The sequence below is a fragment of the Bosea vaviloviae genome (assembly GCF_001741865.1).
In the GTDB taxonomy this organism is placed as follows: Bacteria; Pseudomonadota; Alphaproteobacteria; order Rhizobiales; family Beijerinckiaceae; genus Allobosea; species Allobosea vaviloviae.
Window position 1 is genome coordinate 3093211 of record NZ_CP017147.1, and the last position, 24645, is coordinate 3117855.

At 66.2% G+C, this 24645-nt stretch carries 23 protein-coding genes; 18 read left to right on the top strand and 5 right to left on the bottom strand.

Annotation, left to right across the window (positions count from 1 at the left end):
- Positions 1 to 188: 188 nt before the first annotated feature.
- A complete protein-coding gene (locus BHK69_RS14225; protein WP_069690671.1) occupies positions 189 to 1571 on the bottom strand; it encodes a winged helix-turn-helix domain-containing protein in 1383 nt (460 codons plus the stop codon).
- Positions 1572 to 1770: 199 nt separating this feature from the next.
- Between BHK69_RS14225 and BHK69_RS14230 the strand changes: the two genes are divergently transcribed.
- Positions 1771 to 2844, top strand: coding sequence for a helix-turn-helix transcriptional regulator (locus BHK69_RS14230; RefSeq protein ID WP_069690672.1), 1074 nt, complete (start codon positions 1771 to 1773; stop codon positions 2842 to 2844).
- A gap of 191 nt (positions 2845 to 3035) precedes the next feature.
- On the opposite strand, the gene BHK69_RS14235 is transcribed toward BHK69_RS14230, so the two are convergent.
- The 3 genes from BHK69_RS14235 to BHK69_RS14245 form a co-directional block, all read right to left on the bottom strand.
- Positions 3036 to 3710 (bottom strand): L,D-transpeptidase family protein, encoded by a 675-nt coding sequence (locus BHK69_RS14235; RefSeq protein ID WP_465248687.1) that lies wholly within the window; start codon positions 3708 to 3710, stop codon positions 3036 to 3038.
- A 240-nt stretch (positions 3711 to 3950) separates the two neighbouring features.
- Positions 3951 to 4715 carry an SDR family NAD(P)-dependent oxidoreductase gene (locus tag BHK69_RS14240; protein WP_069690673.1) on the bottom strand — a complete coding sequence of 255 codons (765 nt, stop codon included), beginning with the start codon at positions 4713 to 4715 and terminating at the stop codon, positions 3951 to 3953.
- 166 nt (positions 4716 to 4881) lie between these two features.
- On the bottom strand, positions 4882 to 6033 hold the full coding sequence (locus BHK69_RS14245; protein WP_069690674.1) for a serine hydrolase domain-containing protein: 1152 nt from the start codon (positions 6031 to 6033) through the stop codon (positions 4882 to 4884).
- A 595-nt stretch (positions 6034 to 6628) separates the two neighbouring features.
- Between BHK69_RS14245 and BHK69_RS14250 the strand changes: the two genes are divergently transcribed.
- Together BHK69_RS14250 and BHK69_RS33125 are read left to right on the top strand one after the other, a co-directional pair.
- On the top strand, positions 6629 to 7759 hold the full coding sequence (locus BHK69_RS14250; RefSeq protein WP_199578988.1) for an IS481 family transposase: 1131 nt from the start codon (positions 6629 to 6631) through the stop codon (positions 7757 to 7759).
- Between the two features lie 673 nt (positions 7760 to 8432).
- Entirely contained in the window at positions 8433 to 10811 is a 2379-nt protein-coding gene (locus BHK69_RS33125; RefSeq protein WP_244548496.1) for a DNA translocase FtsK, read from the top strand.
- A 504-nt stretch (positions 10812 to 11315) separates the two neighbouring features.
- On the opposite strand, the gene BHK69_RS14260 is transcribed toward BHK69_RS33125, so the two are convergent.
- Entirely contained in the window at positions 11316 to 12362 is a 1047-nt protein-coding gene (locus BHK69_RS14260; protein WP_069690292.1) for an IS110 family RNA-guided transposase, read from the bottom strand.
- A 270-nt stretch (positions 12363 to 12632) separates the two neighbouring features.
- Here BHK69_RS14260 and BHK69_RS14265 point away from each other — a divergent pair, with 270 nt between their 5' ends.
- From BHK69_RS14265 to dhaK, 15 genes are all read left to right on the top strand, one after another.
- Positions 12633 to 12950, top strand: coding sequence for a transposase (locus BHK69_RS14265; protein WP_069690675.1), 318 nt, complete (start codon positions 12633 to 12635; stop codon positions 12948 to 12950).
- 37 nt (positions 12951 to 12987) lie between these two features.
- Positions 12988 to 13278, top strand: a complete 291-nt coding sequence (locus BHK69_RS14270; RefSeq protein WP_069690676.1) for a transposase — start codon at positions 12988 to 12990, stop codon at positions 13276 to 13278.
- Positions 13279 to 13315: 37 nt separating this feature from the next.
- Positions 13316 to 13990 carry a transposase gene (locus BHK69_RS14275; protein ID WP_069690677.1) on the top strand — a complete coding sequence of 225 codons (675 nt, stop codon included), beginning with the start codon at positions 13316 to 13318 and terminating at the stop codon, positions 13988 to 13990.
- 475 nt (positions 13991 to 14465) lie between these two features.
- Positions 14466 to 15773, top strand: a complete 1308-nt coding sequence (locus BHK69_RS14280) for an ABC transporter substrate-binding protein (RefSeq protein ID WP_425285569.1) — start codon at positions 14466 to 14468, stop codon at positions 15771 to 15773.
- Positions 15774 to 15916: 143 nt separating this feature from the next.
- Positions 15917 to 16837: a carbohydrate ABC transporter permease gene (locus BHK69_RS14285; RefSeq protein WP_069693659.1), complete on the top strand. Its 921-nt coding sequence runs from the start codon at positions 15917 to 15919 to the stop codon at positions 16835 to 16837.
- Positions 16834 to 17802 carry a carbohydrate ABC transporter permease gene (locus BHK69_RS14290; protein ID WP_069690679.1) on the top strand — a complete coding sequence of 323 codons (969 nt, stop codon included), beginning with the start codon at positions 16834 to 16836 and terminating at the stop codon, positions 17800 to 17802. Before BHK69_RS14285 ends, BHK69_RS14290 begins: the two co-directional genes overlap by 4 nt.
- Positions 17799 to 18023 (top strand): hypothetical protein, encoded by a 225-nt coding sequence (locus BHK69_RS14295; protein ID WP_069690680.1) that lies wholly within the window; start codon positions 17799 to 17801, stop codon positions 18021 to 18023. Before BHK69_RS14290 ends, BHK69_RS14295 begins: the two co-directional genes overlap by 4 nt.
- 3 nt (positions 18024 to 18026) lie before the next feature.
- Complete coding sequence (locus BHK69_RS14300) at positions 18027 to 19148, top strand: ABC transporter ATP-binding protein (protein WP_069690681.1); 1122 nt, start codon at positions 18027 to 18029, stop codon at positions 19146 to 19148.
- Positions 19141 to 20154, top strand: coding sequence for an ABC transporter ATP-binding protein (locus tag BHK69_RS14305; protein ID WP_069690682.1), 1014 nt, complete (start codon positions 19141 to 19143; stop codon positions 20152 to 20154). Before BHK69_RS14300 ends, BHK69_RS14305 begins: the two co-directional genes overlap by 8 nt.
- Positions 20155 to 20157: 3 nt before the next feature.
- Positions 20158 to 20760: a dihydroxyacetone kinase subunit DhaL gene (gene dhaL, locus BHK69_RS14310; protein ID WP_069690683.1), complete on the top strand. Its 603-nt coding sequence runs from the start codon at positions 20158 to 20160 to the stop codon at positions 20758 to 20760.
- Positions 20761 to 20763: 3 nt separating this feature from the next.
- Entirely contained in the window at positions 20764 to 21162 is a 399-nt protein-coding gene (gene dhaM, locus BHK69_RS14315; protein WP_069690684.1) for a dihydroxyacetone kinase phosphoryl donor subunit DhaM, read from the top strand.
- Positions 21159 to 21479: an HPr family phosphocarrier protein gene (locus BHK69_RS14320; RefSeq protein WP_069690685.1), complete on the top strand. Its 321-nt coding sequence runs from the start codon at positions 21159 to 21161 to the stop codon at positions 21477 to 21479. Before dhaM ends, BHK69_RS14320 begins: the two co-directional genes overlap by 4 nt.
- A 6-nt stretch (positions 21480 to 21485) precedes the next feature.
- A complete protein-coding gene (locus BHK69_RS14325) occupies positions 21486 to 23090 on the top strand; it encodes a putative PEP-binding protein (protein WP_069690686.1) in 1605 nt (534 codons plus the stop codon).
- Positions 23087 to 23542, top strand: a complete 456-nt coding sequence (locus BHK69_RS14330; RefSeq protein ID WP_069690687.1) for a hypothetical protein — start codon at positions 23087 to 23089, stop codon at positions 23540 to 23542. Before BHK69_RS14325 ends, BHK69_RS14330 begins: the two co-directional genes overlap by 4 nt.
- Positions 23539 to 24525 carry a dihydroxyacetone kinase subunit DhaK gene (dhaK, locus tag BHK69_RS14335; protein ID WP_069690688.1) on the top strand — a complete coding sequence of 329 codons (987 nt, stop codon included), beginning with the start codon at positions 23539 to 23541 and terminating at the stop codon, positions 24523 to 24525. The genes BHK69_RS14330 and dhaK overlap by 4 nt, the downstream gene beginning before the upstream one ends.
- Positions 24526 to 24645 lie beyond the last annotated feature (120 nt).

Sequence of the window (24645 nt, forward strand, 5' to 3'; positions counted from 1 at the left end):
GCAGCGCCGGTCGTGCGTGGACCCGTTAAGCGGGGCTACGGTTTCAGGAGGGCCGCGACGCGCTTCATGGCGAGGCGGGCAGGGCGACATGACCCCTGCGCGCAGATAGGCAGAGGTGGCGGCGCCCGTCCTGAAACCCGAACGAAAAACATCCGAAATTTACCCGAAACCTAACGGGCGAAAACGCTCTAACGGCCGATCTCGGCCCAGCCCATCCGGTGCAGCGGGGCCAGCACCGCCGTCTCGAAACGGGCGCGATAGGCGGGCTCATCCGACATGCCAAGCGCCCGCAGCGGACGCACCAGGAGCGCCAGATCCCGCTGCCGCAGATTGGCATCAAGCGCCTGCGCCTCGGCCAGGCGACCGGCGGCATTCAGCGCAACCAGGCGATAAAAAAGTCGTTCCTCAGTTGGGAAACTGAGCGCGGTCGATGTCAAAAAATCATCGGCTGCCTCGCTCGGCTGCCCCGTCATCAGCTTCGCCAAGCCGAGAAGGACCCGCCAGCCTGCCGAGAACTGGTGAAGAGGGCTTTCCTGCAATGCGGCGCGCAGCGGCGGCAGGGCGGCTTCGGCGTCGCCCAGCATCAGATGCATGATACCGGCATTGGCACGGTCCACGACTCGGATGGGGTCTGCGCCAGCCCGCTCGTAGAAAACCATCGCTTCGGCGAAGCGGCGCTGCTGCCGCAGGACGGCCGCCTGGGCCGCCAGGGAAAGGGACGCCTCAGGCCTTGCCGCCATCGCCAGGGCGGCCAGGCGCTCCGCCTCGCGCAAGTCCAGCTCCGGGTCCCGACTGGCACCGGTGGTGCGCAGATTCGTATGGACGAAGACCGCCTCGGACGCCGCTTCAACCAGGCGCGGTTCGACCGCGAGCGCGCGCAGGAACAGCGGCAGGCTCGCACGCAGGCGTTCCTCATACGTCCCGTTGCCCTGCTGGGCGTTGCGCCCTTCCGCCAGCAGTCGCCGCGCTTCTTCCCAAGGGGAGGGCTCCGCAGATGCCACGACGGATGGCGCTACTGGCTCAGGCAGGCGGTTTGCGCCGATCCAGGTGGTGGCCGAAAACACGAGACCCAAGCCTCCCGCGACAAGGGCGAAGCCAGCCACGACAAGGGCGGCCCAGGCCAGGCGGCTGCGCGGCCGACTGCCAGCCTGCAGCGCTGCTTCCGAGCCGGGCGGCATTGCGGCATTGGGGCCGGCACCCGGGGTGAGCCGCGCTGACGGATCGGCGGCTGGCGCAACCGGGCGCAACCGGGTCGCCATCACATAGCCCCGCCTTGCATGGGTCTGAAGCATGCCGGCCTGGGTGGTTCCCAGCGCGCGCCGGATTTCCGAAACGCATTGCGTCAAGCTGTCGTCCGAGACGGCAACATCGCCCCAGACGGCGGTGAGCAAGGCGTCACGCGACACGATCTCGCCGGCATGTGCGAGCAGATGCGCGAGCACCGCCGTGGTCTTGGGCCGCAGCACCACCTCCCGCGCCTCGGCAGTCAGTACGCCGCGCGCGAGGTCGAGGACGAAGCCATCGAAGGCGAGGAGGGGGCGCGGCGATTCCAGTTGGTCAGTCCCCGCCAAAACAGAATCCCCGCAGCCCAAGGCGGCCGAGCAGGGGAGCTTGCGGTCATTCCGTGCCGATCTGACAACGCCTCATCGACGAGTCGGATGCCAATTCTGACGGTTCTTGCGTCTTGGTTGCCAAATCTGTCCACGCACCGCGAAATCTGTCTATGCTGCGGGTGCGCGCGGCTGACGCGGCCGAGATGGGAACAGATCGATGGCCGTGCCCGTGATCGATCCAGCGCTGCTGGCGATGTTCGATGTCGTCCGGGCAAGGCATCCGGGAGATCTGGACGGCCGGTTGCGCGTCACCGAGCGCGTCGCCAAATCGGACCGCATCTACACTTACCAACTCCAGAACCGCGCGCTGTGGCGCGCGACGTTCGATAAGCCGATTTTTACGCTCGCGACCCGTGCCGCCGGCTCGATCCTGGCAAGCTACGCCGATAGCAGCTTCGCAACGGATGTCTCGGTCGATGGCGACGACGGCGACCTGTTTTGCTTCACGACGATGCTCAGCGGCCAAATCACATTGGCCAAGAAGGGCAACTCCACGACGGCCCTGGCCGGTCGCGGCCTTGTCTGGAGACCCGGCCCCGGCGGCCGGCTCCTGATCAGCGATGACAACGCGCGCACGAATGTCTTCTTCAAGGTCGCCGATGTCGAGGACGCGCTGGAGCACCTGCTCGATCAGCGCCTGCGGCAGCCGCTCGAATTCGGGCCCGATCTCGATTGGAGCCGCGGGCTGGCAGTCAGCCTGAAGCGCCAGCTCGATTTTGTCATGGACGAGTTTCAGCGACCCGACGGTGTGGCCAGCAACCCCGTCGCATTGGCGTCCTTGACCGATCTGCTCGTCGCGCTGGTGCTCCGCGGCGCGCCGCACAACTATCTCGATCAGTTGGACAGGGGCGCGTCCGCCGTCGTCCCGGCCTATATCCGGCGCGCGGAGGATTTCATGCGTGCAAATGGCGCGGAGCCGATCCGCATGCCCCAGGTCGCCGCCGCTGCCGGATGCAGCGTGCGAACCTTGGGCCATGTCTTCAAGCATTTCCGCGGCAGCACGCCGCTTGGCGTGCTGCACGCCATCCGGCTTGAGCTGGCGCGTGACGATCTGGTTCTTGGTGCATCCGGACTTGCTATATCCGGTCTTGGCGCATCCTGCGTCTCGGTGGCCACGGTCGCGCGCCGCTACGGTTTCACCAATGCGTCCCGCTTCGCCGCCGCCTTTCGCCGCCGTTTCGGCGAGACGCCGTCTGAAGCAGTACGACGCTCAGCGCGCTCCCCCCGTTGAGCCGCCGCTGGCGCGGCTCCTCAGGACGAGGGCTCACATGTCGAAGCCGGCTCTCACGCCAACGGGTTTTCCATCTGGCCTGACCCGTCATTGCGAGCGCAGAGAAGCAATCCAGGAGGGCTCGCTCTACGTCTTCTGGATTGCTTCGCTGCGCTCGCAATGACGGCGGAGAATAACGCCGGCGCGCCGCCTTACGCCGCCAGGACGACGACCTTCGTCTTCACCGGCGTGCGGTTATAGAGGTGGATCATGTCCTGGCTGAGCAGGCCGACACAGCCGCTGGTGATGCCCGAGCCGATCGTTTCCGGGTCGCTTGAGGCATAGATCGTGTAGAGCGTGTAGGCGCCGTTCTGGTAGAGATGGAGCGTGCGGGCGCCGAGCGGGTTGTCGAGGCCGCCGGGCATGCCGCGGGCGTATTGCGCAGCTTCCGGCTGGCGCTTGATCATCTCCTTGGGCGGGGTCCAGGTCGCCCATTCGGACTTGCGCCCGACATAGGCGGCACCGCTCCAGCGGAAGCCGTCGCGGCCGACATTGGCGCCATAGCGGGTGGCGGAGCCGTCATCCTCGATGCGGTAGACATAGTAATTGCCGGGATCGACGATGATCGTGCCGGGCGCTTCCTTGGTCTCGTAGCGCACGGTGCGGCGGAAATATTGCGGATCGACCTTGCTGACATCGACCGCGGGAATCGGGAATTTCTCCTCCGGCACCGGCCCGTAGACCTTCTGCGCCTCGGCGAGGCTCATGCCGTCGGTCGTGGCGCAGCCGGCGAGCCCGAGCGCGCTAAGGCCGGCGGCAGAGCCGGCCAGAAAGGAGCGGCGGCTGAGAAGCCCCGCCCGAAGCTCGAGCCGAGCGCTCGCCTCCATCTCGCCGGCATCGGTCGAACCGGCCAGAAACGAATTGCCACCGTCCATGATCATGATTTTGGAGTTTCCCATATCCTCGCCGGACGAGAGCATCATCCGGCATAGATCCGTCAAGCGTCTTGGACCCGTCAAGCGTCTTGCGCGGAGCGGAGATTGTCTTGCCGGGCGGAGAGTGCCGTCACGGGGCGCGGCTGGCAAGTCCGGTGAAACGCTTCGCGGTTCTTCGTCGATGAACCGGGATCAGGGCCCGACGAGTTGCCCGCCATCGACCACGATGGTCTGGGCGGTGACCCAGCTGGCTTTGGCCGAAGCGAGGAAGAGCACGACTTCGGCGACCTCCTCCGGCTTGCCCATCCGGCCGAACGGGATGGTAGCCAGCGTCGTCTGATAGAGTTCGGGGTTGGAGGTCCTGCGGTCTTCCCAGCTGCCGCCCGGAAACTCGATCGAACCGGGCGCGACGCCGTTCACCCGGATGCCCTGCCGCGACAGCATCTTCGCCTGGCTCGCCGTGTAGTGCATCACGGCGGCCTTGACGGCGCCGTAAGGCGCCGAACGCGACGAGGCCCGCAGGGCCGAGATCGACGAGACGTTGACGATCGACGAACCCGGTTTCATGTGGGGGATCGCGGCATGGCTGCCGCGGACAACCGCCATCATGTCGATCGTGAGCGAGGCTGCCCAGCCCGCCTCGTCATCGGAATGGCCAAAGCCCGAGGCGTTGTTGACGAGGACGTCCAGCCCGCCCAGCGCCTGCACCGCTTCGGGCACATAGGCCTCGATCGCAGCCGCATCGGCGAGGTCGACGCTCGCCGCGTGAGCGGTGACGCCGAGCGCCTCGAGCTCCCGGCGCGTCGCTTCGAGTGGTCCTGCGCCCCGCGCACAGATCGAAACGGAGGCGCCTGATGCCGCGAAGCCGAGCGCAATGGAGCGTCCGATGCCACGGCTGCCGCCCATCACGATCACGCGTTTGCCGGTGAATTCCTTGCCGGTGAGTTCCTGGGCCATGCGGGCATGTCCTTCCTGCGATTCTATTGCATCATTGCGTGCCGGCGCCTTTATAGCGGCGCTGAGGGGCCTGGTTTCAACCCCTGACAGCATGCAGACGCCCCCGCGTTGGCGTGCCCCGGCCCGGCCGGTCCCGCCGGCGCAAGTCCGGCGTCATCGCCCAATCCTAGAGCCGGTCGAGCACGGCCCGCTTGAAGGCGAAGCGTTCGGCCTTGAAATCGATGCCGTAGCTTGCGGCGAAGGGCGGCTGCGGGTGGCATGACAGCGTCACGATGACGACGTTCTCGCGGCGATTGACGTAGAGCGTCTGGCCGGCGAAGCCGGAGGCGACCATGGCGCCGTCGGGGTCGATCCACCAGCTATAGCCATAGCCATCGGCCCCGTAGCTGTTTGTCGCCGGATCCAGCGCGAAGACGCGCGAGCCCGCGGCATCGAGCCATCCGTCGGGGAGGATGGGCTCGCCGGCGATGACGCCGCCGCCGAGCAGGAAGAGGCCGAAGCGGCCGAAATCCCGGAGCGCCATGCCGGCGCGGCTGCCGCCGATCTCCTGCCCGCCCTCCGATTCCAGCGTATAGAAGGCGTCGAACTCCATGCCGAAGCGCGACCAGATCTTGCGCGACATGTAGTCCGCCAGGGTCTGTCCGGTCGCCGCCGAAAGCAGCGCGCCCAGCACATAGGTGTCGCCGGTGTTGTAGTTGAACCGGCTGCCTGGCGGATGCAGGCCGCGCACGCCGCCCATCATGGCCAGCACGCCGCCGGGCACCTTGTCGCCCAGCGATTTGCTGTAGCGGTTCACATGCGAGGTGCGGTCGGTGTAGTCCTCGTTCCAGTCGACGCCCGACGACATGGTGATGAGGCTGCGGACGCTGACCGCATCATAGGCGCTGCCGCCCAGCGCCGGCAGATAGCGCGAGACCGCGTCATCGAGGCTGGCGATTGCGCCGTCCTTGAGGGCCGCGCCCACCAGCGTCGAGGTCAGCGACTTGATCATCGACATCGACGACCAGCGCAGATGCTCCTCAAGTCCGAGCCCGTAGCGCTCGAGCCGGATGCTGTCGCCCTGCAGCACCAGAAGCCCGGCGATATGGGTGCGGTGGATATAGTCCTCGACCCCGAAAAGCGCGCCGCCGCGCTCATAGTCCGGCGCGATCTCCGGGCCGCGCGCCAGGGGAAAGGCAGCCTCGCCCCGCGCGATCGCCCGCGTCGCGAAGATGCGGTCGACATTGCGGTAGGCATAGGCCTGCCAGCTCGGCGAGAGCAGCAGGAAGTCCTCGCCGCGGGGAAGATACTGGCGCGGCTGCGCGGGGTCAGTGCTCATCTGCGGGGCAACTCCCATGAAACAGCGGCAGGCCCCTAGAGACCGTTGGTGATTCACTCATCCTGCAGCCCTCATCCCGAGGAGCTGCGAAGCAGCGTCTTGAAGGATGAGGCTTGGAGGTTTCTAGACAATCTCCTGGCGCATGCCGTTCATCCTCGGAACCACGCCGTCATCCCGGACAAGCGGCGAAGCCGCGCAGCGCCGGGATCCATCGGAGAGCGCCATTCTCGGGCTTGCCCCGAGAATCTCATGACCAGCTAGCTGAAGTCAGAGATGGTTGGGTCAAGCCCCCCGACTGTCCGGTTCGCCGCGTGCGTCTGATCGAAAAGCTCCATTCATTGAAGGCTTTCCAGCGGGCGGGGACGAATGAGGTAGGCGCGGGGAACCCCTCTCCCGGATGGGAGAGGGGCAGGGGTGAGGGTGTGCCCTTTCAGTAGAAGGCGCTGCGGCTCCGTTGCGCCTCAATAACGAGCGGCGGGCCCTCATCCTGTCCTGCCTGGATAGATTGGTGACAGACGAGCCCGGATAGAAGGGTGACAGTTTTTCCCTGGATAGTTGGGAGGGCTGGACCATGCCGTGGCGAGAGAGCTGTGCCATGGACGAACGGGTGCGTTTCATAGCCGACTGGCTGGCGGGCGACGTGTCGATGACCGAGCTTTGCGAGGTTTACGGGATCAGTCGCAAAGCTGGGTACAAGTGGCGGGCGCGCTATGAGGCTGAGGGCGCGTCGGGGCTTGCGAACCGGTCATCGGCGCCGCTTGCGCACGGGCTGGCGACGCCTGCGCCGTTGGTGGAGAAGATCCTGGACCTGCGACGGGCGCGGCCGAGCTGGGGTCCGCGCAAGATCGTGGCTAAGCTTGAGCAGCTGCATCCGGACTTGTCCTGGCCATCGCATTCGACGGCGCACGAGATCCTCAAGCGCCAGGGCCTGATATCGGGCCGCCGCCTCCGACGCCGTCCCCCGCCCCGGCTGGGCGCGCTGACCACACCCGAGCGGCCGAACCACGTCTGGGCTGTGGACCACAAGGGTTGGGTCACCCTGGGCGACGGCGAGCGCTGCGAGCCGCTGACCCTGGCCGACAGCTACAGCCGCTTCGTCCTGGCGGTCTCGGCGGGCGACGGCGTCCACACCGCCCAGGCCAAGCCGGTCATGCAACGCGCCTTCCAGGTCTATGGCCTGCCCGAGGTCATCCGTTCCGACAACGGCCCGCCCTTCGCCTCCACCAGCGCCTCCGGGCTCAGCGCCCTGTCGGCCTGGTGGATCAAGCTGGGCATCCAGCCCGAGCGCACCCGGCCCGGTTCTCCTCAGGAAAATGGCCGCCTCGAACGCTTCCATCTCACCCTGCTGGAAGCCATGCGGCCCGCTTCACTCAACCGCGCCGCCCAGGCTCAGCGCCTGGAAGCCTTCCGACGCGACTACAACCACGAACGGCCCCATCAGGCCCTTGGCCAGAAGCCCCCCGCCAGCTTCTACAATCCTTCGCCCCGGTCCATGCCCGACAAACTTCCCCAACCCGACTACCCGTCCGATCGAACCATCCGCAGGGTGCGTAGCAACGGCGAGATCAAGATCGAGGGCCGCCTCGTACAGATCTGCTCCGCCCTCAAAGGTGAGCCCGTAGCCCTCGAAGCGACAGAGCACGGCTGGTGCGTCTGGTTCTACAAACAACCCATCGGCCTCATCGACCACCAAGGCCAGAAACTGTCACCAATCTACCCAGGCTAAATTGTAACCAACCTATCCGCTGGACAATCCCTGCCCTTCTCCCACACGGGAGAAGGGTTCCCCGCGCCCTTCATCCGGCACTTCGCGTCACCTTCGCCCGTGAGGGGAGAGTCGTGCATGATCTGCTCAGGGGCCAAACCCCCAACCGGACAGCAGTAGGTCAAGCGCGACCATGACGCGCTTCGGATGCCTGTGTCTCAGCAGCGCTTATCCTCGGGCCGATCGAAGATCGGACCCGAGGGCTACGGCGGCGTGATTTGGAAGATGAACAGAGCGCTACAACTCTTTGTTTCAACGCGTTTTCCTGACGCAAACCGGTCTCCGCCTCGCGCAAAAACGCCCTCGGCATGGGAACATTTATCGCCTCTTAACCCTGCCCAACTAGGCCTGTGGGCGGTCAGTAAATCTCCAAAACCTGCGGTATCAGATGCCTGAGTTCGACGTTGACAGCCTGCCGCAGGATGCCGTTTCCGAGCGATTTCCCGCGTCCCGCATCGATCGGCCGGTCGGTCCTGAGGCGCGTGAAAAGGCCGAAATCAAAACATTGCCGGCTGTTCCGGCACCCAACCGGCTCAGGCGCGGAAACCCGGTCCTGAAGGCGGCGCCAGCGCAAGGGGCCCCGGCATATGGGGGCCACGCATACGGAGTCCAAGCACACGGGGCCGGCCAAGCTATGATTGCGGCATCCGCTGGCATCGACAATCCGGCCGGGATTCCCAAATCGGAGCCGAGCCAATCGAAGCGCAGCGAGGTGCGCTATTGGCGCACGCCGGACCGCCTGCTGAAGCAGCCGGCCGAGCCGGAGATGCTTCCCCTGGCGGTGCCGGAGGCCGATCACGCACTTCATGATGGCGAGGCCTTGCGTGACGGCGAGGCCGAAGCTGCTGCGGTGCGGGATGATGCAGCCCCGGCGGCTGATGGCGCGGCCTCGACGCCCTTCGCCTTGATCTCCGATCACGCCTTCTGGGAGTTTTTGCCCGAAAGCGGTCCGCGGGATGTCGAAGCCGAGCGGCTTGTCGACAAGATCGAGCCCGCCATTGCAGGCGCAGCGCTCTTCGGGCTCGCCGAGGCGGCCCCTATCGCTCCCCGCAAGGGCGTCGCTGTTCCCGTAGCGTTGTCTGTTCCCGTAACCCTGCCAACCCTGCCGGCAGCCGATCCCGCCGAGCGCTGGACGAGCGCGAGCCAGGCCTACACAGTGAGCGTCAAGCTATCGCCGCGGTCACGCTCCGATGCCGGCCAGGGCAGGGGCCCTGCGGCCACTTCACCTGTCACGTCACGTGCCGTCCCGCTTGCCTTGGACGCCTCATCCGCCACTGATGCCATCCCCGCTGCTGGCCGCGGGATCGTCGTCACGCGCAAGACCCGCGAAACCGGGGTGGCGCAGGCAGCCAAGCCTTCTCGCGTCGAGCCGTCTCGTATCGAGCCGTCTCGCATGGAGCCGTCTCGCATTGAGTCTCCCCGCATCGTTCCAACCCGCCTTGTTGCGCAGACGCGTTCGCAGCCCGTGCAGCCGGCAGTCTTCGAGCTGCCGCCGATCACGATTCTGGCGGAGCCGCCGCGGACATTCGAAGCCACCGTTCCCACCGAAATCCTGCAGCAGAATGCCGGGTTTCTCGAGGGCGTGCTCGAGGATTTCAACGTCCGTGGCGAAATCGTCCAGGCCTGCCCCGGCCCGGTGGTGACGCTTTACGAGCTTGAGCCGGCGCCGGGGACCAAATCCTCGCGGGTGATTGCGCTGGCTGACGACATCGCCCGCTCGATGAGCGCGATCGCAGCCCGCGTCGCCGTGGTCCAGGGCAAGAACGCCATCGGCATCGAACTGCCCAACGCCAAGCGCGAGACCGTCTTCCTGCGCGAATTGTTGGCCAGCCAGGATTTCGAGAGCTCCAAGCACAAGCTCGCCTTGGGGCTGGGCAAGACCATCGGCGGCGAGCCGGTGATCGTCGATCTCGCCCGGATGCCGCATCTGCTCGTCGCCGGCACCACCGGCTCGGGCAAGTCGGTGGCGATCAACACCATGATCCTGTCGCTGCTCTACCGGCTGAAGCCGGAGGAGTGCCGCCTGATCATGGTCGATCCCAAGATGCTCGAACTCTCCGTCTATGACGGCATTCCCCATCTGCTCACCCCCGTCGTCACCGACCCGAAGAAGGCGGTCGTGGCGCTGAAATGGGCGGTGCGCGAGATGGAGGAGCGCTACAAGAAGATGTCGAAGGTCTCGGTGCGCAACATCGACGGCTTCAACGCCCGCGTCGGCGAGGCCAAGGCCGCCGGCGAGGTCATCACCCGCACCGTGCAGACCGGCTTCGACAAGCATTCCGGCGAGGCGATCTATGAGGAGGAGGTCATGGACCTCGAGCCTCTGCCCTATATCGTCGTCATCGTCGACGAGATGGCCGATCTGATGATGGTCGCCGGCAAGGAGATCGAGGGCACGATCCAGCGGCTGGCCCAGATGGCGCGCGCGGCCGGCATCCATGTCGTGCTGGCGACGCAGCGCCCCTCCGTCGACGTCATCACCGGCACGATCAAGGCGAACTTCCCGACCCGGATCTCCTTCCAGGTCACCTCCAAGATCGACTCGCGCACGATTCTCGGCGAGCAGGGCGCCGAGCAGCTGCTCGGCCAGGGCGACATGCTCTACATGGCCGGTGGCGGGCGCATCACCCGCGTTCACGGTCCTTTTGTCTCCGACGCCGAGGTCGAGAAGGTCGTCGCCCACCTGAAGACGCAAGGCCGCCCGCAATATCTCGAAGCCGTCACCTCCGAGGAGGAGGAGGGCTCAGCTGAGGGCGAGGACGGCGCCGTCTTCGACAAGAGCGCGATGGGCCAGGCCGAGAGCGACGACCCTTACGACCAGGCGGTGGCGGTGGTGCTGCGCGACAAGAAGGCCTCGACCTCCTATATCCAGCGCCGCCTCCAGATCGGCTACAACCGCGCCGCCTCGATCATGGAGCGGATGGAGAACGAAGGCATCGTCGGCCCCGCCAACCATGCCGGAAAACGTGAGATCCTGGTCGAAACCGGACGCGCCCGCGAAGACGAGGATTGAACGACGCGTTGCGGCCTCAAATTACCATGGGAGCGCTGCGACAGCGGGGCTGTGATCGCAGGCCGTTCATCCCCCGCTCTTTCCTTGTCCTCTCGCGTGGAGAAGGGAAAGCACGCACAGACAGGCGCGGGGAACCCTCTCCTGTAAGGAGAGGGCAGGGTGAGGTGTCGGCCGTTTGACGCTTTGGCCGTGACCTCACCGCTGCTCCATCGTCATTGCGAGCGCAGCGAAGCAATCCATGTGTGGACGGCCCCTTATTTGCAAGATGGAAGCTGTGGTTGGTCTGGTCGCTTGCGGTCATGTGTCCGGCCTGTTTGTGCGGGGTTTCCGCTGGCCAAGATGGTTTCCGCGGCGAGGGAGCCAAACAGGATAGCGACCTGTGACGGCCACTGGATTGCGCGGCATCGCCCTCGTCGAGGATCGACCGATCCCACCATCTGCTCCTTGTCTTGCAAGCTCGGCTCGCCGGCGCGGCGGAGGTTGGTGTCCGCGCCGGGATCTCGGTCAGGCAGCGGCCGGGCAGGCCTCTGGCCGCGCGTCGCTCGTGCGATAGCGTCCGCCCCTCGCCAGGAGGGCCCAGGCGATGCGGGCGAGCTTGTTGGCGAGTGCGATCGCGGCGAGCTTGGGTGGCTTGCGGGCGAGCAGGCTCGTGAGCCAGGGCATCGGCCGCCGGGCCTTGCCGCGCCGCACCTGCCAGACGACCGCCGTCGCGCCGACCACGAGGAGGCTGCGCAAGGTCTCGTCGCCGGCCCGCGTGATCCGGCCGAGGCGGGTTTTGCCGGCGGTCGAGTGGTCCTTCGGCGTCAGTCCGATCCAGGCCGCGAAATCCCGCCCCGACCGGAAGGCTTCGGGATGGGGCGTCTTCATCACGAGCGTGGTGGCGATGATCGGGCCGATCCCCGGCACCTCGGCCAGCCGGCGCGAGGCCTCGTTCGCAAGATGCCAGGCCTTCAGCCGCACCTCGATGGCACAAAGGCGCTCTTCGAGCTCGGCGAGTTCGAGGGCGAGCTCGGCGAACATCTCTCGGGCCAGGGGCGGGATCTCCGGATCGTCCTGCACCGTCTCCAGGAGCGGGCGCACATGCGCGGCGCCTTTGGCTCCCACATGGCCGAACTCGGCCCCATAGCCCCGGATCGTGTTGGCGAGCTGCGTCCGCCGCCGCCCCAGCCGTTCCCGCATCCCGGCCAACATCAGGTCGGCCTGCTGCCCGGCGCTCTTCATCGGCACGAAGCGCATGCTCGGCCGCCCGGCCGCCTCGCACAAGGCCTCCGCATCGGCCGCGTCGTTCTTGCCACGCTTCACATAGGGCTTGGCGAGCTGCGGCGCGATCAGCCGCACATCGTGACCCATCGCCGTCAGCACCCTGGCCCAGTGATGCGAGGCCCCGCACGCCTCCAGGACCACCAACGTCGGCGGAAGACGGGCGAAGAACGCCTCCATCGCCGACCGGCTCAGCTTGCGCTTCAGCACCACTCGCTCCGCCGCGTCGACCCCGTGCAGTTGAAAAAGACGCTTCGACGTATCCAACCCAATGCGTATAACCTGATCCATGGACGGCCTCCTCAGATGGTGTTTCGACAACCTCATCTTGGCACACAGATGCCGATCGGGGGCCGTCCACCCCAACAGGAGGGCTCGCTCTACGTCCTCTGGATTGCTTCGCTACGCTCGCAATGACGGCAAGGACATCACGCAACTGGTCCAGGGGCCTACACCTCACCCCTGCCCCTCTCCTTACAGGAGAGGGGTTCCCCGCGCCGCCATTACCAATTCCATTACGGTGACAGTTTACTAATTACTCCGCACTGCTAGCGTGCGCGCATGACCCGTCTCGCCCGCCTCGTGGTTCCCAGTCTTGCCCATCATGTCACGCAGCGCGGGAACCGGCGCGAGCGCGTGTTCTTCGGGGACGACGACTACGAGGCCTATATCGGGCTCCTGAAGGCCTATGCGCCCAAATCCGGTACGCGGCTGATCGCCTGGTGCCTGATGCCGAACCACGTCCATCTCCTGGCTGTTCCCGAGACGCCCGATGGCCTGCGCGCTCTGCTCGGCGAGACGCATCGCCGCTACACGGCGCGGATCAATGCCCGCAACCGCTGGACCGGGCACCTCTGGGGCGCTTCGACATTACGGTGACAGTTTACTAATTACTCCGCACTGCTAGCGTGCGCGCATGACCCGTCTCGCCCGCCTCGTGGTTCCCAGCCTTGCCCATCATGTCACGCAGCGCGGGAACCGGCGCGAGCGCGTGTTCTTCGGGGACGACGACTACGAGGCCTATATCGGGCTCCTGAAGGCCTATGCGCCCAAATCCGGTACGCGGCTGATCGCCTGGTGCCTGATGCCGAACCACGTCCATCTCCTGGCTGTTCCCGAGACGCCCGATGGCCTGCGCGCTCTGCTCGGCGAGACGCATCGGCGCTACACGGCGCGGATCAATGCCCGCAACCGCTCATTACGGTGACAGTTTACTAATTACTCCGCACTGCTAGCGTGCGCGCATGACCCGTCTCGCCCGCCTCGTGGTTCCCAGCCTTGCCCATCATGTCACGCAGCGCGGGAACCGGCGCGAGCGCGTGTTCTTCGGGGACGACGACTACGAGGCCTATATCGGGCTCCTGAAGGCCTATGCGCCCAAATCCGGTACGCGGCTGATCGCCTGGTGCCTGATGCCGAACCACGTCCATCTCCTGGCTGTTCCCGAGACGCCCGATGGCCTGCGCGCTCTGCTCGGCGAGACGCATCGGCGCTACACGGCGCGGATCAATGCCCGCAACCGCTGGACCGGGCACCTCTGGCAGGGGCGCTTCGGTTCGGTCGTCATGGACGAGGGCCACCTTGCCCATGCTGTGCGCTATGTCAGCCTCAATCCGGTGCGGGCCCGCCTCGTCGCCCGGGCTGAAGAATGGCCGTGGTCGAGCGTCCGCGCCCATCTGAGCGGGCATGCCGATGGCCTGACCGATCTCGGGCCGGTGCTGGAGCGCTTTCCCGATTTCGCCAGTCTGCTGGAGACAGAAGAGGACGCGGCTGCGGCCAATGCCCTTCGCCTGGCGGAGACGACCGGCCGTCCATTGGGCGCGCCGTCGTGGATCGCTACGCTTGAAACGGCAGCCGGCCGCGCGCTTGCGCCGCAAAAGCGCGGGCCCAAGCCAAAATTAAGTAAACTGTCCCCGTAATTCCAAATTAAGTAAACTGTCGCCGTAATTCCGGGCCCAAGCCAAAATTAAGTAAACTGTCGCCGTAATTCGGTCTGCTGTTCGAACAGGCCGATCATCTTCCACGCTCGATCGGCCGCTTGGTGGATTTGCCGGATAAACCTGCCTCCACTTCAGCGCGCATTGCGGGCGATGCAGCGCCAGCCTGACCCTATCCGCGAGTTCGCTAAACTTTTGCACCGCGGCATAAACCACCGCATTGCAGCATGTTATCTGCCGTGGCCCTTGCTTGACATGTTTAGTGATTGGCGATCTACTAAACAAATCGCTGAACTCGGACGACTCGTTCCGAGGCGGCGTGAGGAAACGTCCCGCGTCGGCCGTGCCCCTTCTTCCGGCTGTGCCCTTCGCGGTCGCGCAGGTTCGCCCGTCACCCCAATGACGGCTGGTGACGGCATGCCAAGGGAGGGACAACATGAACACAATCAGGACATGGATGCTTGCCGCGACCATCGCCGGGAGCGCAGCGCTGGCTGCCCCCGCCGCTCAGGCGCAGGGCAAGTCGCTGACGTTGTGCTGGGCGGCCTGGGATCCGGCCAATGCGCTGGTCGAACTTTCCAAGGACTTCACCGCCAAGACCAATATCGCCATGAAGTTCGAGTTCGTGCCCTGGCCGAACTTCGCCGACCGGATGCTCAACGAGCTCAATTCGAAGGGCAAGCTCTGCGACCTGATCATCGGCGACTCGCAATGGATCGGCGGCTCCGCCGAGAACAAGCACTATGTGAAGCTGAACGACTTCTTCGCCAAGGAAGGCATCAAGATCGATGACTTCATGCCCGCGACCGTCGCCGGCTATGCCGAATGGCCCAAGGGCACGCCGAACTACTGGGCGCTGCCGGCGATGGGAGACGCGCTCGGCTGGACCTATCGCAAGGACTGGTTCGCCAAGCCGGCGCTGCAGGCCGAATTCAAGGCCAAGTATAATCGCGATCTCGCCGCGCCCAAGACGCAGACCGAGCTGAAGCAGATCGCCGAGTTCTTCCAGGGCCGCGACGTCGATGGCAAGAAGGTCTATGGCGCGGCGATCTTCACCGAGCGCGGCTCGGAAGGCATCACCATGGGCGTCGCCAACGCGCTCTATCCCTTCGGCTTCAAATACCAGGACCCGAAGAAGCCCTATGCCATGGCCGGCTTCGTCAACTCCGACGACGCGGTGAAGGGCCTGGAGTTCTACAAGTCCCTGTACAAGTGCTGCACCCCGCCGGGTTACTCCAACGCCTATATGCAGGAGGGGCTCGACGCCTTCAAATCCGGGCAGGCGGCCCTGCAGATGAACTGGTTCGCGTTCTTCCCCGGCCTGTTCAAGGATCCCAATGTCGGCGGCGACAAGATCGGCTTCTTCGTCAATCCGGCCGAGAAGGAGACGGGTTCGCAACTCGGCGGGCAGGGCCTTTCGGTGGTGTCCTATTCGGCCAACCAGGCCGAGGCGCTGGCCTATATCAAATGGTTCGCCTCGCTCGACGTGCAGAAGAAATGGTGGGAGCTCGGCGGCTATACCTGCCACAAGGGCGTGCTGAACGATCCCGGCTTCGCCAAGTCCACGCCCTTCGCCGCCGATTTCCTCGTCGCCATGGGGCAGGTCGTCGATTTCTGGGCTGAGCCCTCCTACGCGCAGCTGATGCAGGCGGAGCAGGCGCGCATCCACGACTACGTGGTCGCGGACAAGGGCACGGCCAAGCAGGCGCTCGACCTGCTGATCCAGGACTGGACCAAGGTCTTCAAGGAAGACGGCAAGCTCTGAGGCGGGACTGCCCAGGACACAAGCCCACGACACAAGCCAAGGGCTGCGCCTTCTGAAGGCGCAGCCAGCCCCCGATTTTGCCTGCAAACGGTGCTTGAGCCATGAATGCGAGCGACATCAGCGGTATCAGGAGCGCCAAGGCGATGCGCGCGCCCTCTGTCCCGATAGTCCATCAGGTCCGCGGTCTCTCGGACCGGACCATCGCCTGGCTGTTCATCGCGCCGACGATGATCCTGCTGCTGGCGATCAATCTGTTTCCGCTGATCTGGACGATCCAGCTCTCCTTCACGAATTACCGCGCCAACCGCCCGTTCGCGCCGCTGCGCAATGTCGGGATCGAGCACTACCAGACCATCCTGTCCGATCCTGAAATCTGGCAGCGCATGCAGGCCACCGCGCATTTCGTGTTCTGGACGATCCTGCTGCAGACCGTGATCGGCTTCGCGCTGGCTTATCTGATCGATCGCAAGTTCCGCGGCCACGGCTTCTGGACCACGCTGATCCTGATCCCGATGATGCTGTCGCCGGCCGTGGTCGGCAATTTCTGGACCTTCCTGTACCAGCCGCAGATCGGCCTGTTCAACTACGTGGTCTCGTTCTTCTCCGGGCTTGCGCCTTCGTCCTTCCAGATGCTCGGCGACGTCACCTTGAGCCCCTGGGCGATCATCATCGTCGATACCTGGATGTGGACGCCTTATGTGATGCTGATCTGCCTTGCCGGCCTGCGCTCGATCCCGGACTACATCTACGAGGCGGCCGAGGTCGACCGGGCCAGCAACTGGCGGCAGTTCATCTCGATCACGCTGCCGATGTGCCTGCCCTTCATCATGCTGGCGGTGCTGTTCCGCGGCATCGAGAACTTCAAGATGTTCGACATGGTCAACCTCCTGACCTCGGGCGGGCCGGGCTCGACCACCGAACTCGCCTCCATCACGCTCAAGCGCGCCGCCTTCGAGGCCTGGCGCACCGGCTATTCCTCGGCCTTTGCGATCATCCTGTTCGTCACCGTGTTCGGGCTGGCGAACATCTATGTGAAGGCACTGAACAAGGTGAAGGCACGATGAGCGGCGCGACCTCCACCGCCCATTCCGTCGTTGCGCCAAGCGGCCGGGTCAAGCTGCTCGCCGGCGCGATCGTGGTGCTCTACGCGCTGGTGGCGCTCGTGCCGCTGATCTGGATCGGCCTGACCAGCATCAAGACGCCGCCGGACTCGATCTCCTACCCGCCGAAGGTCGTGCCCTTCCTGCACTTCGAGCCTTCGATCGAAGGCTATTGCAATCTGTTCAACGCCCGCTCGCGCCAGACGGCGGACTATCTCGCCTCGCTCCCGCCGGCGAAGTCCGACTGCGAAGCGATCACGCGTTCGCGCAGCATGGTGGTGGTCGGCCCGTCCAATTACGTGCCGCGCTTCGTCAATTCGCTGATCATCGCCTTCGGCTCGACGCTGCTCTCGGTGGGGCTGGGCACCTGCGCGGCCTATGCCTTCTCGCGCTTCAAGGTGCCTTTGAAGGACGATCTGCTGTTCTTCATCCTGTCGACGCGGATGATGCCGCCCATCGCCGTCGCGATCCCGATCTTCCTGATGTACCGCGAGCTCGGCCTCTCCGACACGCGGCTCGGGATGATCCTGCTCTACACCTCGGTCAACGTCTCGCTGGCGGTCTGGCTGCTCAAGGGCTTCATCGACGAGATCCCGCGCGAATATGAGGAGGCGGCGATGATCGACGGCTATACCCGGCTGCAGGCCTTCCGCAAGGTCGTGCTGCCGCAGGCCACGACCGGCATCGTCGCGACCGCGATCTTCTGCCTGATCTTCGCCTGGAACGAATATGCCTTCGCGGTGCTGCTGACCTCCGGCACGGCCCAGACCGCGCCGCCCTTCATCCCGATCATCATCGGCGAGGGCGGGCAGGACTGGCCGGCAGTCGCGGCCGGGACGACGCTGTTCCTGATCCCGATCCTGGTTTTCACGGTGCTGCTGCGCAAGCACCTGCTGCGCGGCATCACGTTTGGGGCGGTGCGCAAATGAACCTGCACGCGACTCATCCTCGGGAGCCTGAACCCGCGCCGGCATCGCGCTGGCCCAAGCCGCTGCGGCGCGGGCCGATGGAGACGCTGGCGACGGTGCTGATCGCGGCCGGCGTGCTGATGCTGCTGCAACCCTTCTCGCTGACGCTCTACGGCTATTCCTTCGTCACCACGCTCATCGGCGTGGTGATGTTTACCTTCGTCACCAAATTCCCGGAGTAAGCCATGGCCGAAATCCGGGTCGACAATCTGGTCAAGCGGTTCGGCGCCTTCACGGCGGTGCGGGATACGAGCTTCACGGTCGAGAACGGCGATTTCTTCTGCCTGCTCGGGCCGTCCGGCTGCGGCAAGACGACGACGCTGCGCATGGTCGCCGGGCTCGAACTGCCCTCGTCGGGCTCGATCCGGCTCGACGGCGAGGAGGTCACGTTCAAGCGGGCGCGCGAACGCGACATCGCCATGGTGTTCCAGCTCTTCGCGCTCTACCCGCATATGAACGTGCGCAGGAACATCTCCTTCCCGCTGGTCTCGATGGGCGTGCCGAAGGCCGAGACGCGGCGGCGGGTGGAGGAGGCGGCGCGAACCTTGCGCATCGAGCATCTCTTGGACAAGCCGGTCTCGGGGCTCTCGGGCGGCGACCGGCAGCGGGTCGCGCTCGGGCGCGCCATCGTACGCGAGCCGAAGGCCTTCATGATGGACGAGCCGCTCGGCGCGCTCGATGCCGAGTTCCGCCATCTGATGTGTGGCGAGCTGCGCGCGCTGCACGACCGGCTGAAGGCGACCACCGTCTATGTCACCCATGATCAGCTCGAGGCCATGTCGATGGCCGACAAGATCGCGGTGATGAATGACGGCGTGATCGAGCAGCTCGGCTCGCCACAGGAGATATACGACCGGCCGAACTCGATGTTCGTCGGGGATTTCATCGGCTCGCCCGCGATGAATTTCATCCATTTCGAGGGAACGGCAATGGCAGGCTCGGCCTCGGTCACGATCGACGCCGCCGCGATCGCTCTGCCCGAGCTGCGCGAGAGCCGCGCATCCGGGCCGCTGGCGCTGGGCGTTCGGCCCGAACAGGTCATCATCGGCGATCCCGGTCGGCCGGGCGGCGCCATTCCCGCCGAAATCTTCGGCGCCGAATATCTCGGCACGACCCAGATCGTCACGCTCGCCACGCCCCGCGGCACGCTCAAGGCGCGTCTGCCTGCCCATGTTCGGGCGGCGGCCGGCGACCGGGTCAGCCTTTCGTTCCGGCCGGAGCGGCTCTCGCTGTTCGATGCCGCGACGGGCAAGGCGATCCGCTCCGTGCTGCATGAGGCGGTCACGACGAGGCGCGCCCATGGCTGAGATCACGCTGGCGCAGGTCTCCAAGCGGTTCGGCCCGGTGACGGCCGTGGCCGAGCTGTCGCTCGCCATCGCCGATGGCGAGTTCATCGTGCTGCTGGGGCCGACGGGCGCGGGCAAGACGACGGCCTTACGCCTCGTGGCCGGGCTGGAGACCCCGGATGCGGGCCGGGTCTTCATCGGCGGCGTCGATGTCACGGGCCTGCCGCCGGCGGCCCGCGACGTCACCTTCGTGTTCCAGCAATATTCGCTCTATCCGCATCTCAGCGTCTTCGACAATCTCGCCTTCCCCCTGCGCTCGCCGACGCGGCGCACGCCGGAAGACGAGGTCCGGCGCGCTGTGCACGAGGTGGCGCGGCTGCTCAGGATCGAGGACAAGCTGGGCAGCCGCGCGACGCAGCTGTCCGGTGGCCAGATGCAGCGCGTCGCGATCGGTCGTGCGCTGGTGCGCCGCCCGTCCGTTTACCTGATGGACGAACCGCTTTCCTCGCTCGACGCCAAGCTGCGCTCGGAACTGCGCATCGAGCTGAAGCGCATCCAGCAGGATCTCGGCGCGACCATGCTCTACGTCACGCATGATCAGACCGAGGCGATGACGCTGGCCTCGCGCATCGGCGTGATCAACCAGGGCCGGCTCGTGCAGATCGGCACGCCGCGCAGCATCTATGAGGATCCCGCCGACATCTATGTCGCCACCCGCCTCGGCAGTCCCGGCATCAACCTGCTGCCACGCGCGCTCTTCCCCGCATTGGAGGCGCCGAGCGCCACGGCCACCATCGGCGTGCGTACGGAACACCTCGCCATTGCCAAGGCGAACACCGGTGCGGTGACAGGCAAGGTGAACTGGATCGAGCGGCTCGGCGACCAGAACCATCTGCATATCGATGTGAACCGGCAGCAGATCGTCAGCCTGGTCGATCCCGATGAAGGGCTCGATGTCGGCGACGAGGTGGCCGTGACCCTGCGCAAGCCCCTGTTCTTCGCCGCCGACGGCCAGCGGGTGAGGTGAACCATGGATGAGGCGCTGAAGAAAAAGCTGATCGAGGCGATGGCCGGGACGGTCGTGGCGCATGCCGACGAATTGACGGCGCTCGACCAGGCCATCGGCGACGGTGATCACGGCCTGAACATGAAGCGCGGTTTCGAGGCGGTACTGGCGGAGACGGACACGATCGTCGCAAAGCCGTTGCCCGACGCATTGAAGGCGATCGGCACGACGCTGGTCATGAAGGTCGGCGGCGCGTCGGGACCGCTCTACGGAACCTTGTTCATGGCGCTCGGCAAGGAGCTCCCGCCCGATCCGACGATCGCGGATGTGGCGCAGGCGCTGGCCGCCGCGATCGAGGCGGTGAAGGCGCGCGGCAAGTCCGATCTCGGGCAGAAGACCATGCTCGACGTGCTGGCACCCCTGCAGGCCGCGCTCGCCGCCGGCGGTGCCGATCTCGCTGCGCGCCTGCCTGCGGTCGCCGACGAGGCTGCCGCCGCCACCGTGCCGCTCAAGGCCATTCGCGGGCGCGCCTCGTTTCTGGGCGAGCGCTCGATCGGCCATATGGACCCGGGCGCGCGCTCGTCAGCGCTGCTCGCAACGGCAATCTGCAACGCCATCGGAGCCTGAACCATGCCAGCCAGCAAAAATGTCGGCATCGTCATCGTGTCGCACTCGGCCAAGGTCGCCGAAGGTGCCGCCGACATGGTGCGCCAGATGGTCGGCGACAACGTCCCCCTCGCTGCGGCCGGGGGCAATGCCGAGGGCGGCTTGGGCACGGATGTCGCCGCCATCATGGCGGCCATCGACAGGGCGTGGTCGGAGGCCGGCGTCGCCATCCTGGTCGATCTCGGCGGGGCCGAGACCAACAGCGAGATGGCGGTGGAAATGATGCCGGAGGAGCGGCGCGAGCGCATCGTCATCTGTAATGCTCCGATCGTCGAAGGCGCCGTGATGGCCGCGACCGAGGCGTCCGGCGGCTCGCCGCTGGCGGTCGTGCGGGCAACCGCGGAGGAGCTGATCTCGGCATGAACGATGCGTCGACCGAAGGTAGCGAGAGGATGATCGGGATGCAGGAGGTGACGGCCAGCGCCTTGCTCACCAACAAGGTCGGGCTCCATGCCCGCCCGTCGGTGAAGCTCACCCAGCTTGCCAAGCGCTTCGCGTCCCGCATCGAGGTGGCGACCAGCGCGGCCGGTCCGTGGACCGATGCGAAGAGCCCGGTGAAGATCATGCGCGTCAAGGCATCCCAGGGCGAGGTCCTGCATTTCAAGGCCAGCGGTGCGGATGCAACAGCCGCCATCACCGCACTGGTCGATATCGTCACGCGCAAATTCGATGAGGAGTGAGCCGTGATGGAACGGCGTCTACCTGGTCTCGCCGCCTCCAGCGGGCTCGCCTTCGGGCCGGCCGTGACGTTTCGCGCGGTCGGTGAGCTCAGGCGCGCGAAGGGGAGCGTCGCAACTGAAAAACAGGCGCTGGCGGACGCGGTCGCCGCCGCCCTGCAGGCTGTCACAGCCCTGGCCGGGAGCCTCGAGGGCGAAGCCGCCGACATCGTCGGCTTTCAGGTGGCGCTGCTCGAGGATGATGCCCTGACCGAGAGCGCCTATGCCGCGATCGACCGCGGCATGCCCGCGGACATGGCGTGGCGACAGGCCATGGCGGAGGAGATCGCCGGATATGACATCTCCGAGGATTTGTATTTCCGGGCCCGTTCGGCCGATCTCGCCGACATCTGCGACCGGGTGCTGCGCCAGCTCTTCGATCTGCCCGAGCTGGCGGGTGCGCCACCGGGCGCCGTCATCCTGGCACAGGATCTGCCCCCCTCCGCCTTCCTCGGCATCGACTGGTCGCGCGGTGGCGGCATCGTGCTCGGCTCGGGGAGCCCGTCCAGCCATGTCGCCATGTTGGCGCGCGGACGCAGCGTGCCGATGGTGGTCGGCATCGGCTCCGAATGGGAGGCGGTGTCCGGCACGGTTATCGTCGACGGCGTGGCGGGGCTCGTCCTGACCGGCCCGTCGCAGGAGAGCATCGCGCGCGCGCAGAGACAGGCGAGCGAACTCGGTCGCCTGCGCGACCAGGCGGAGGCGCGCAAGTCGCAACCCGCGCTGACCAAGGACGGTACCCGGATCGCCGTGATGGTCAATGTCGCCGGCCTTGCCGATGTCGCTGCGTTGCCGCCGGAGGCATGCGACGGAATCGGCCTGACCCGCACGGAGTTTCTCGTCGAGCAGAGCCTCCGGGACGAGACCGCCCAGTTCGGGGCTTATGCCGGCCTGCTGCGCTGGGCGGCGGGCCGACCCGTGACGATCCGCACGCTCGACGCCGGCGGCGACAAGCCTATTGCCGGTTACACGCTTGCTGGCGAAGCCAATCCCTTCCTGGGGCTGCGCGGCATCAGGCTGTCGCTGCGTCATCCCGAGATCTTCCGCGTGCAGCTGCGCGCCCTGGCGCGCGCGGCCGCCATCGGTCCGCTCAAGATCATGCTGCCGATGGTGACGACGGCACACGAGCTGGAGCAGACGCGAGCGCTGCTCGACGCGGTGCTGGTGGATCTTGCCGCCGAAGGCATGCCGCATGCCATGCCGGCACTTGGCATCATGGTCGAGGTTCCGGCAGCCGCGATGGCGGTCGCGCGCTTCGACGCGGCCTTCTATTCGATCGGCTCGAATGATCTGACGCAATACGCCACCGCCGCTGCGCGCGACGGGCTGGAGGTCGCGAGCTATGCCGACGTCCTGCATCCGGGCGTGCTTGCGATGATCGCCCATGTTGCGCGCCATGGCGCTAAGACTGGCCGCGAGGTCAGCCTGTGTGGCGATGCTGGCGGCGAGCCGCGCGCCATCGCAGCGCTGCTGCGCGCCGGCATCCGCACCGTATCGGTCTCTCCCGGCCTGCTGGCGCTCGCCAAGGACGCCATCCGCGGCGTCGATCTCTCCGCACCGGACGAAGCCGCATGACCAGTCCCGAGGCCGCCCCGACCGAGCCATCGCCGCTGGCCGCCTATAAGGCGATCCTGCGCGCGGTGATCGAGAACCGTCCGTCCGGGACGAGGCAGCGGCTGGCGGAGGCCCTGGGCAAGAACCGCAGCTTCATTTCGCAGATCATCAGCCCCGCCTATGCCACACCGGTGCCGGTGCAGCATCTGGAGACGATCTTCCACCTCTGCCACTTCGCGCCGTCGGAACGGCAGGCTTTCCTGAATGCCTATCGCGCCGCCCATCCTGGGCGCCTGGAGGTGGTCGATGCCACGCGGCCGATGCGCCGGCTGGTGGTCGAGCTGCCGGATTTCGGCAGCCCCGACCTGAATGCGCGGGCCGACCATATCGTGCTGGGGGTCGCGCGCGGGCTGGTGTCGCTGATCCCGGCCGCCGCCGAAGACGAAGCCGATACGCAGGGAGGAGCCCCATGAAGAAGCTGATCAATGCGGTCGACAGCATCCTGTCGGAAAGCCTCCAGGGCCTGGAGGCGATCCATGGCGACATCCTGGCGCTGGGCGATGGCGGCGCCTTCGTTCGCCGCAAAGCGCTGACACCGGGCAAGGTCGCGCTGATCTCGGGCGGCGGCTCCGGCCACGAACCCCTGCATGCGGGCTTCGTCGGGGTCGGCATGCTCGACGCAGCCTGTCCAGGCCAGGTCTTCACCTCGCCGACGCCCGACCAGATGCTCGCCGCGGTGAACGCCGTCGGCACGGCTGCCGGCTCGCTCTTCATCGTCAAGAACTATGAGGGCGACGTGATGAATTTCGAGATGGCGGCCGAGATGGCCGCGACTCCGGTGGCGACGATCATCACCGATGACGACGTTGCCGTTCCCAAATCGACCTGGTCGACCGGCCGGCGCGGCGTTGCCGGCACGCTGATCGTCGAGAAGATGGTCGGCGCGGCCGCCGAGCAGGGCCGCGAGCTCGGCGCGCTGAAGTCCCTGGGCGAGGAGGTCAACCGGCGCACCCGCTCGATGGGCGTGGCGCTCAGCTCCTGCACCGTGCCTGCGGCAGGAAAGCCGACCTTCACCCTCGCTGAGGACGAGATGGAAATGGGCGTCGGCATCCATGGCGAGCCGGGCCGCAGACGCGTGAAACTCGCATCCGCCGACGCCATCGCAGAGGAGATGATGGGCGCGATCCTCGACGACCTGTCGGTGACGAGCGGCACGCCTTGCCTGCTGCTGGTCAACGGCTTCGGCGGCACGCCCGCCATGGAGCTCTATCTGATGGCCCATGCTGCCAAACGCGTGATGGCAGGGCGGGGTCTCGCCCTCGCGCGCGGGCTGGTGGGATCCTATGTCACCTCGCTCGACATGGCGGGGTGTTCGTTGACGGTCACGGCGTTGGACGACAGCTTGACCGCGCTCTGGGACGCGCCGGTCCATACGGCTGCGCTGCGATGGGGCTAAGCCCCCGCAACCTTTGAATGTCAGCTATCGGCGCGGGGGCCAATGTCGGGTCGCGGTGTTTCGCAGGCTTTCAGGCAAGTCTGCTTTCAGGCAAGTCTTCGCGCGAGCAGGACGTCATGG

Excerpts from the sequence above, each read along its gene's own strand:
- BHK69_RS14230 (WP_069690672.1), top strand. The coding sequence starts at position 1,771 with ATGGCCGTGCCCGTGATCGATCCAGCGCTGCTGGCGATGTTCGATGTC.
- BHK69_RS14235 (WP_465248687.1), bottom strand. The coding sequence starts at position 3,710 with ATGGAGGCGAGCGCTCGGCTCGAGCTTCGGGCGGGGCTTCTCAGCCGC.
- BHK69_RS14240 (WP_069690673.1), bottom strand. The coding sequence starts at position 4,715 with ATGGCCCAGGAACTCACCGGCAAGGAATTCACCGGCAAACGCGTGATC.
- BHK69_RS14245 (WP_069690674.1), bottom strand. The coding sequence starts at position 6,033 with ATGAGCACTGACCCCGCGCAGCCGCGCCAGTATCTTCCCCGCGGCGAG.
- BHK69_RS14250 (WP_199578988.1), top strand. The coding sequence starts at position 6,629 with ATGGACGAACGGGTGCGTTTCATAGCCGACTGGCTGGCGGGCGACGTG.
- BHK69_RS33125 (WP_244548496.1), top strand. The coding sequence starts at position 8,433 with ATGATTGCGGCATCCGCTGGCATCGACAATCCGGCCGGGATTCCCAAA.
- BHK69_RS14260 (WP_069690292.1), bottom strand. The coding sequence starts at position 12,362 with ATGGATCAGGTTATACGCATTGGGTTGGATACGTCGAAGCGTCTTTTT.
- BHK69_RS14265 (WP_069690675.1), top strand. The coding sequence starts at position 12,633 with ATGACCCGTCTCGCCCGCCTCGTGGTTCCCAGTCTTGCCCATCATGTC.
- BHK69_RS14270 (WP_069690676.1), top strand. The coding sequence starts at position 12,988 with ATGACCCGTCTCGCCCGCCTCGTGGTTCCCAGCCTTGCCCATCATGTC.
- BHK69_RS14275 (WP_069690677.1), top strand. The coding sequence starts at position 13,316 with ATGACCCGTCTCGCCCGCCTCGTGGTTCCCAGCCTTGCCCATCATGTC.
- BHK69_RS14280 (WP_425285569.1), top strand. The coding sequence starts at position 14,466 with ATGCTTGCCGCGACCATCGCCGGGAGCGCAGCGCTGGCTGCCCCCGCC.
- BHK69_RS14285 (WP_069693659.1), top strand. The coding sequence starts at position 15,917 with ATGCGCGCGCCCTCTGTCCCGATAGTCCATCAGGTCCGCGGTCTCTCG.
- BHK69_RS14290 (WP_069690679.1), top strand. The coding sequence starts at position 16,834 with ATGAGCGGCGCGACCTCCACCGCCCATTCCGTCGTTGCGCCAAGCGGC.
- BHK69_RS14295 (WP_069690680.1), top strand. The coding sequence starts at position 17,799 with ATGAACCTGCACGCGACTCATCCTCGGGAGCCTGAACCCGCGCCGGCA.
- BHK69_RS14300 (WP_069690681.1), top strand. The coding sequence starts at position 18,027 with ATGGCCGAAATCCGGGTCGACAATCTGGTCAAGCGGTTCGGCGCCTTC.
- BHK69_RS14305 (WP_069690682.1), top strand. The coding sequence starts at position 19,141 with ATGGCTGAGATCACGCTGGCGCAGGTCTCCAAGCGGTTCGGCCCGGTG.
- dhaL (WP_069690683.1), top strand. The coding sequence starts at position 20,158 with ATGGATGAGGCGCTGAAGAAAAAGCTGATCGAGGCGATGGCCGGGACG.
- dhaM (WP_069690684.1), top strand. The coding sequence starts at position 20,764 with ATGCCAGCCAGCAAAAATGTCGGCATCGTCATCGTGTCGCACTCGGCC.
- BHK69_RS14320 (WP_069690685.1), top strand. The coding sequence starts at position 21,159 with ATGAACGATGCGTCGACCGAAGGTAGCGAGAGGATGATCGGGATGCAG.
- BHK69_RS14325 (WP_069690686.1), top strand. The coding sequence starts at position 21,486 with ATGGAACGGCGTCTACCTGGTCTCGCCGCCTCCAGCGGGCTCGCCTTC.
- BHK69_RS14330 (WP_069690687.1), top strand. The coding sequence starts at position 23,087 with ATGACCAGTCCCGAGGCCGCCCCGACCGAGCCATCGCCGCTGGCCGCC.
- dhaK (WP_069690688.1), top strand. The coding sequence starts at position 23,539 with ATGAAGAAGCTGATCAATGCGGTCGACAGCATCCTGTCGGAAAGCCTC.